The sequence below is a fragment of the Azonexus sp. genome, from assembly GCF_036170495.1.
GTDB lineage: Bacteria > Pseudomonadota > Gammaproteobacteria > Burkholderiales > Rhodocyclaceae > Azonexus.
Genome location: NZ_JAVHPH010000470.1, coordinates 1,395 through 8,171, shown reverse-complemented (window position 1 = coordinate 8,171; position 6,777 = coordinate 1,395). Strand labels below are relative to the sequence as shown.

General features: G+C 63.3%; 9 protein-coding genes. 6 read left to right on the top strand and 3 right to left on the bottom strand.

What is annotated here, in order from left to right:
- From ADADOO_RS16895 to ADADOO_RS16885, 3 genes are all read left to right on the top strand, one after another.
- Positions 1–411 (top strand): OmpP1/FadL family transporter (locus ADADOO_RS16895; RefSeq protein ID WP_511278679.1); only part of this gene is annotated, 411 nt, incomplete at its 5' end.
- 45 nt (positions 412–456) lie between these two features.
- A complete protein-coding gene (locus ADADOO_RS16890; protein WP_511278678.1) occupies positions 457–945 on the top strand; it encodes a DUF2802 domain-containing protein in 489 nt (162 codons plus the stop codon).
- Positions 946–953: 8 nt separating this feature from the next.
- Positions 954–1,733 carry an SPOR domain-containing protein gene (locus ADADOO_RS16885; RefSeq protein ID WP_511278677.1) on the top strand — a complete coding sequence of 260 codons (780 nt, stop codon included), beginning with the start codon at positions 954–956 and terminating at the stop codon, positions 1,731–1,733.
- Positions 1,734–1,739: 6 nt separating this feature from the next.
- Here the strand turns inward: ADADOO_RS16885 and ADADOO_RS16880 are convergent, their stop codons facing one another.
- Together ADADOO_RS16880 and ADADOO_RS16875 are read right to left on the bottom strand one after the other, a co-directional pair.
- The gene (locus tag ADADOO_RS16880; RefSeq protein WP_511278676.1) at positions 1,740–2,090 is read right to left on the bottom strand and encodes a hypothetical protein; all 351 of its coding nucleotides are present in this window, start codon (positions 2,088–2,090) and stop codon (positions 1,740–1,742) included.
- 97 nt (positions 2,091–2,187) lie between these two features.
- Entirely contained in the window at positions 2,188–2,523 is a 336-nt protein-coding gene (locus ADADOO_RS16875) for a tetratricopeptide repeat protein (protein ID WP_511278675.1), read from the bottom strand.
- A gap of 43 nt (positions 2,524–2,566) precedes the next feature.
- Between ADADOO_RS16875 and ridA the strand changes: the two genes are divergently transcribed.
- Positions 2,567–2,947 carry a deaminase RidA gene (gene ridA / locus ADADOO_RS16870; RefSeq protein WP_511278673.1) on the top strand — a complete coding sequence of 127 codons (381 nt, stop codon included), beginning with the start codon at positions 2,567–2,569 and terminating at the stop codon, positions 2,945–2,947.
- 10 nt (positions 2,948–2,957) lie between these two features.
- Positions 2,958–5,009 (top strand): ATP-dependent DNA helicase RecG, encoded by a 2,052-nt coding sequence (gene recG, locus ADADOO_RS16865; RefSeq protein ID WP_511278672.1) that lies wholly within the window; start codon positions 2,958–2,960, stop codon positions 5,007–5,009.
- On the opposite strand, the gene ADADOO_RS16860 is transcribed toward recG, so the two are convergent.
- A complete protein-coding gene (locus ADADOO_RS16860) occupies positions 5,006–5,866 on the bottom strand; it encodes a LysR family transcriptional regulator (protein WP_511278671.1) in 861 nt (286 codons plus the stop codon). The two genes, recG and ADADOO_RS16860, sit on opposite strands and share 4 nt — an antisense overlap.
- 99 nt (positions 5,867–5,965) lie before the next feature.
- On the opposite strand from ADADOO_RS16860, the gene ADADOO_RS16855 reads away from it, so the two are divergent.
- A partial coding sequence (locus ADADOO_RS16855) for a YbfB/YjiJ family MFS transporter (protein ID WP_511278670.1) occupies positions 5,966–6,777 on the top strand: 812 nt, incomplete at its 3' end.

The following is a 6,777-nucleotide window of genomic DNA, read 5'->3' as shown; positions in this document are numbered from 1 at the left end:
TGGGAAGCGATGGGCGACCTTTCCTACACGCGCTGGAACTCCCTTCAGTCGCTCAATGTGCTGAGAAGCAGTGACAGTCTGTTGTTGAGCAGCGAAACCTTTAGATACGAAAACGCCTGGCGTTTCGCCTGGGGTGCCGGCTACAAGGCGACCGATAAAGCCAAGCTGAAGTTCGGCATCGCCTTCGACCGTACGCCGGTTCGTGACGAATATCGCTCGCCGCGCGTCCCGGACAACAACCGTCTGTGGCTGTCGCTTGGTGGCCAGTGGAATGCGGGGGCCGTCGGAAAATTCGATCTCGGCTACACCTACCTTTATGTTATCGATCCGAGCATTTCGCAGGGGGCCCTGCAGGGCAAGTACGACGCCAGCGCCCATATCATTGGCGTGCAATATTCGGTGGGTTTCTAAGCTGTCGCGGCCGAGGCCAAATTGCCGGCGCTTGAACTGGGAAGCATGACGCTCGGGCTGCGCGAAGGCGTGATCGGCTTGATCGCGCTGGTCGCCGCCTACATGCTGTTCGTCTTGCTGCGCATGCTCCTGCCACACAATCGCCAGATGGTTAAAGAAAAAGCAGTTCCGTCGGTCATGCCGGGCGACGAAGCGGATGAGAGGCAGCCTGAGACTTCGGCTGATGCCGATGACAACTGGGCGCAGGCCTCGGCGGGCCTGGCCGGAGATACCTTGCGTAGCGGGCTTGAGCAGGAACTGGCCCAGATGCGTGACGAAGTCGATGCCATTCGCGGCGAGCTGGCTGCTTTGCGCCAGGACATGCAGCAAGAGCTGGCCCATCTGCGCGCCGGCCAGACCGTTTCGCCGATTTATGGCGACGCGATGCAGATGGCGGTTTCGGGATACGATCCGGCGGCAATCGCCGAACGGTGCGGCATTGCCCGCGCCGAGGCCGAACTGGTCGTGGCGCTGGCCAAAAGTCAGGAACGTTGAGGGTGGCAATGGCAGAAAAACCGGAAGTTCCCGAAAGCGAAGCAGAGGCCGGCGAGGTTCGCAGCAAACTGCTTGCCCGCCTGGCCGTGGCTGGCGTACTGGTGGCTGTTCTGCTCGGCGTGCTGGCCTTCTTCGATTACCTGGCCACGGCGCCGGACGAATCGGAAGAGCAGGTATTCACCCAGCCCGTGCCGGTTGCCCCGAAAAAAGAAACATCGCAGCCGGTGACCCCAGCCGAAAACCTGCCAGCGCCGCCGGAGCCTGAAAAGTCAGGGCCGGCCGAGCCACCGCCGCCACCGCAGGTCGAGGTGCATCCCGCGAGTGTGGTCGAGGCTAAGCCGGAGGCGGTTGTCGAAAATCGGCCAAAATTGCCGTCGACCGTAGCATCCAGCAAAAAGTCACCATCGCCGGTTGTCGTTCAGCCGCCGGTGCCGGAGGCGACCACGGCGCCATCCAATATCCTGCCGCCGCCACACGCCGCCGTTCCGGCGGAGCCTGCGCCGCCCAAACCGGCGCGCATCGTTGAAGCGCGTTCCGCGCCTTCTGTCATGCCGCCGGTCGTGTCTCGCCTGTTCTCTGGGTTCCTGTTGCAGGCCGGTGTGTTTTCGAGCGTCCAACGTGCCGAGGAGTTGCATGCCCGGCTAACCCTGAGCGGTGTTCCATCCACGCTGGAAACCCGCGTTCAGGTCGGGCCGTTCAAGACCAAGCGCGAGGCCGAGGCGGCGCAGGCGAAACTCAAGGAACTGGGCGTCGAGACCATCCTCGTGCCGCCCAGGGGCAAAAATTAGGCGCTCTCAAGGCATGCCCGGCAGGCGGGGCAAGCCGAGGCTGCGTCGGACATCGCGGTGCAACTGCAGAGGCGGCGGCAACGGCGCCGCCTGACGACGGGGTTCCTCATAACGGCGGTCATCGTAATAGCGGCCACCGCGATCATCGTAGTACCGGCCGCCACGGTCGTCGTAATGCCGATACCCGGAGTTGTAGTAAATCGTTCCGCTCGGTTGGCCATAGCCCGGATAGGTTTCGACATACGCCGGCGGTGGCCGGTGATAGCCCACCGGATAAGGTGCCACTGCGCAGGCACCCAGTCCGCCGATCAGTGCGGTAGCGAGGCCAAGGCGGAGAAGCTTTTGCGAGAGTTTCATGGGAAGTACATCCGGTGGTTGTGTAGGCAATTAACGCGGCGACCTCTCGTGTGGACTACGTGAGTGGCGGAATGGTTTGTAACAATTCGTTGGGCCTTCATTTCGCCTGTTCCGCCAGCCCCCGGCGAATCCGTTTGGCAAAAACGGTCATTTCCTTGGCCGCCTGAATGTCGCCCCTGGTTTCGGCGACAACGATGCCGCGTTCATAGGCAGCCAAGGCCGTGGCGTGGTTGCCAGCTTCGGCCAGGGCCTTGCCGAGGGCTTTCCAGGCGGCGGAATAGTTCGGGTCGCGGTCGACGGCGGCGCGGAATTGTTCGGCTGCCTTGGCCGGGTCGCCGGCCTTGAGATATTCGTTGCCGAGCGAGAAGCGGAGCAGGGCGCCGTCGCGCGGGCCGTCGAGCATTTTTTCCAGGGATTCGATACGTGGGTTCATGGGTAAAATAGGGTTTTGCAATCTGGATACAGGAAACTGACTCATGGCCAAGACCATCATTGCCACCCCGAATGCCCCGGCCGCCATCGGCACCTATTCGCAAGCCGTGCGCGTCGGCGACACCGTTTACATGTCTGGGCAGATCGGGCTCGATCCGGCCACCATGCAGATGGTAGACGGGATCGATGCGCAAATCGTTCGCGTTTTCGACAATCTGAAGGCCGTAGCCGAAGCCGCTGGCGGTTCGCTGGCCGATGTGGTCAAGCTCAACGTTTTCCTGACCGATCTGGCCAATTTTGCCAAGGTCAATGAAACGATGGCCAAGTACTTCAGCGAGCCGTTCCCGGCCCGGGCGGCCGTTGGTGTCAAGGAATTGCCGCGCGGCGCGCTGGTTGAGGCCGATGCCGTGATGTTCATCGGCTGATCTTCTCCCGATGACGACAGCGGGGGCGCCGGCCCCGGCTTCTCCGCCCATTCGCGCCGCCGAGGCGCTGCAGAAGAAGCTCGCCAAGATCGGCCTCCATAGCGAGGCCGATTTGCTGGTGCATCTGCCGCTGCGCTATGAGGACGAAACGCGCATCACGCCAGTCAATCGGAGTTTTGGCAACGAGTCGGTGCAGGTCGAGGTCGTCGTCCACAGCAACGAAATCCAGTTCCGGCCACGCCGGCAGATGATCGTGCGGGCGGCTGACGATAGCGGCGAGATCACGCTGCGCTTTTTCAGCTTTTATCCGAATCAACAGGCCGCGCTTAGCGAAGGCTCGCGCATCCGGGCGTTTGGCGAAGTGCGCGGCGGCTTCTTTGGTGCCGAGATGGTGCACCCGCGTTTTCGCAAGGTCCGTGATGACGAGCCGCTGCCGGCTGAATTAACGCCGATTTACCCGTCGACCGCGGGATTGGCCAATTCGGCGCTGCAAAAACTCATCGGCAAGGCGCTGGCGGTTGGCGATCTGTCTGAAACGCTGCCCGAAGAACTGCGCCAGCGTCTGAAATTGCCCGGGCTGGCGCGCAGCCTGCGGTTTTTGCACACGCCGCCACCCGGCACCGATCTCGACACACTGCATGCCCGCAATCACCCGGCCTGGCGGCGCGTCAAATTCGATGAAGTGCTGGCTCAGCAACTGTCGCTGCGCCGCGCCTATCTCGCCCGCCGCGAGCAGGGCGCGCCGGTGCTGGTGGCACGGGATGATCTCGGGGCGCGCCTGCTCGACAGCCTGCCCTTCGGTCTGACCGGCGCGCAATTGCGGGCGATGGCCGAAATCGCCGATGACCTGGCCCAGCCTTATCCGATGCAGCGCCTGCTGCAGGGTGATGTCGGCGCCGGCAAGACCATCGTTGCCGCGCTGGCGGCGTGTCAGGCCATTTCGGCCGGCTGGCAGGCGGCCTTCATGGCGCCGACTGAAATCCTCGCCGAGCAGCATTATCTGAAATTGAAGGACTGGCTGGAGCCGCTCGGTGTCAAGGTGGCATGGCTCTCCGGCAGCCTGAAAACCAAGGCCAAACGCGAGCAACTGGCGGCGACGGCGGCCGAGGCGCAGCTGGTCGTCGGCACGCACGCGCTGATCCAGGACGGCGTCGATTTCGCCCGGCTCGGGCTGGCGATTGTCGATGAGCAGCACCGCTTCGGCGTCGCCCAGCGCCTGGCCTTGCGCAAAAAGGGCGACAACCCGCACCAGTTGATGATGTCGGCGACGCCGATTCCGCGCACCTTGGCCATGAGCTATTACGCCGATCTCGATGTCACCGTGCTCGACGAGTTGCCACCCGGCCGGACGCCGATCAAGACGCGGCTGGTCGCCGACAACCGGCGTGACGACGTGGTTGGTTTCGTGAAAAAGGCGGTTGAGGAAGGCCGGCAGGCATACTGGGTTTGCCCGTTGATCGAAGAATCCGAGGCGCTGCAGTTGCAGACGGCGCAGGAAACCTATGATTTCCTTTTTGAGCAATTTTCCGGGTTGACCGTAGGATTGGTGCATGGCCGCCTGAAAGCCGACGAAAAGCAGGCCGTGATGGCCGCCTTCGCCGCCGGCGATATTGACGTGCTGGTGGCGACGACGGTCATCGAAGTCGGCGTCGATGTGCCCAATGCCAGCCTCATGGTCATCGAGCACGCCGAGCGTTTTGGCCTGTCGCAACTGCATCAGTTGCGCGGCCGGGTCGGGCGTGGCAAGTACGAATCGAGCTGTGTGCTGATCTACGCCGGGCCGCTCGGTGAGGTCGCCCGCCAGCGGCTGAAGATCATTTTCGAGAACACCGACGGCTTCGAGATTGCCCGCCAGGATCTGCAAATTCGCGGCCCCGGCGAATTCGTCGGGGCGCGGCAGAGCGGCGTGCCGCTGCTGCGCTACGCCGATCTGGAGATGGACGCCGATCTCGTCGCGATGGCGCGCGACGTGGCCGAGGAAATGCTGACCGAGCACCTCGAACTGGCCGAGCGCCACCTTAAACGCTGGCTAGGCTCGCGCGAAGAACTGCTTAAATCCTAGCCGCGCTTCCTGTTGGCCGAAGCGGTGACGCTGTCGCTCAAGGTCTTCAGCGCTGCCATTACCCGCGCTTCGCGCAGGTAAATCATGCCGGTCGGCACCTGGCTGAATTCATCGGGCACCGTTGCGATGACCAGATCGGCGGCGTGGCTCGATTGCTCGACAACGCGGCGCGGCATGAGCGTCCAGCCGAGGCCGACGGCGATGCAGCCGAGGATGCCTTCGAGCGTGCCGAATTCCATGGCGTCGGCTACCGCGTGGCCCTGGGCGCGTTGCCAGGCGACGGCGCGCGTGCGGTAGGCGCAGCCTTCGCGGAAGAGGATGAGCGGCAGCAGCACGGGCTCGGTGCCGGCGGCGTGCACCTGAACCAGTTCTTCGACGACCAGTTGATCGAATTGCAGGTCGGGGTGGATGACCGGGCCGGCGACGAAGGCGCAGTCGAGTTTGTGGTCGAGGATTTTGTCGGTCAGCCTGCTCGTGGTGTCCGTCGTGACCCGCAGTTCGAGGCCGGGGTGTTCGGCCCGCACGGCTTTGAGCGCGCTCGGCAGATGCAGGGCGGCGAAGGTTTCCATGGCCCCGATGCGGAGTTCGCCGGTGCTTTCGCCAACCTGCCGGATGGCGCTGGCCGTCTGCCGTTCGAGCATGAGCATGCGGTGTGCGTAATCGAGCAGCACCTTGCCCGACGGCGCGAGCTCAAGGCCGCGGCCCTTGCGGATGAACAGTTCGGCGCCGAGCTCTTCTTCCAGCCGCCGGATGCGCCCGGTGACGTTGGACTGGACGGTGTTGAGCTTGCGCGAGGCGGCGAGGATGCCGCCTTCTTCGACGACGGCCTGAAAGGTACGGAGGGCGACGAGTTCCATGTGTTATCTCAAAAAACGAATGGTTGTTTCTAAACAAATCATTTGAATTGATACTTTACCCTGTTTATCGTTCCGCCATCAATCACGAAAGGCTGCCCCATGAACTCGCAGAGAGAACGCCTCAAGGTGTTGAGCGCCGGGATTTTTAGCCTGCTGCTGACCTTTGGTGTCGCCCGTTTTTCCTACACGCCGCTGTTGCCGCTGATGCAGCAGCAGGCCGGACTCGGACTGGCCGAAGCCGGCTGGGTGGCGGCGCTCAACTACGCCGGCTACCTGTGTGGCGCGCTGGTTGCCTCGCTGATCAGCGATCTCGTGCTCAAGGACAAGCTCTACCGGATTGGCCTCGTGGTCGCCATCTTGAGCACCCTGATGATGGGCCTGACGGCTGATCCGCTGGTCTGGATGGCGTCGCGTTTCATCGCCGGCCTGTCCAGCGCGGCCGGCATGTTGCTCGGCACCGGGCTCATCCTCAACTGGCTGATTCGTCACAATCATCGGCCGGAACTGGGTATTCATTTCGGCGGCATCGGGCTGGGGATTTCCGGTTGCGCCGTGGCGGTCTGGCTGATGAGTGGCGCCTTCGACTGGCGTGAACAATGGTTTGCCTTTGCCGCCATCGGTTGTCTGCTCATTGTGCCGGCGCTGGCCTGGCTGCCGGCGCCGGATACCAGCGCCGTGACGAAAACCGGCGTGCCTATGCACGACAACCCGCCGAGCCCACTGTTCCTCGGCATCTTCATGGCGTCCTACTTCTGCGCCGGCTTCGGTTACGTGATCAGCGCCACCTTCATCGTCGCCATCGTCGATGGTTTGCCGGGTCTAGCCGGGCAGGGGGCGCTGGCTTTCCTGGCCATTGGCCTGGCGGCGACGCCGGCGGCCTTCAACTGGGACCTCATTGCCCGCACCACGGG

What these genes read in the sequence shown, in the direction of transcription:
- ADADOO_RS16860 (WP_511278671.1), bottom strand. Translation starts at nt 5,866, where the DNA reads ATGGAACTCGTCGCCCTCCGTACCTTTCAGGCCGTCGTCGAAGAAGGC.
- ADADOO_RS16885 (WP_511278677.1), top strand. Translation starts at nt 954, where the DNA reads ATGGCAGAAAAACCGGAAGTTCCCGAAAGCGAAGCAGAGGCCGGCGAG.
- ADADOO_RS16880 (WP_511278676.1), bottom strand. Translation starts at nt 2,090, where the DNA reads ATGAAACTCTCGCAAAAGCTTCTCCGCCTTGGCCTCGCTACCGCACTG.
- ADADOO_RS16890 (WP_511278678.1), top strand. Translation starts at nt 457, where the DNA reads ATGACGCTCGGGCTGCGCGAAGGCGTGATCGGCTTGATCGCGCTGGTC.
- ridA (WP_511278673.1), top strand. Translation starts at nt 2,567, where the DNA reads ATGGCCAAGACCATCATTGCCACCCCGAATGCCCCGGCCGCCATCGGC.
- recG (WP_511278672.1), top strand. Translation starts at nt 2,958, where the DNA reads ATGACGACAGCGGGGGCGCCGGCCCCGGCTTCTCCGCCCATTCGCGCC.
- ADADOO_RS16875 (WP_511278675.1), bottom strand. Translation starts at nt 2,523, where the DNA reads ATGAACCCACGTATCGAATCCCTGGAAAAAATGCTCGACGGCCCGCGC.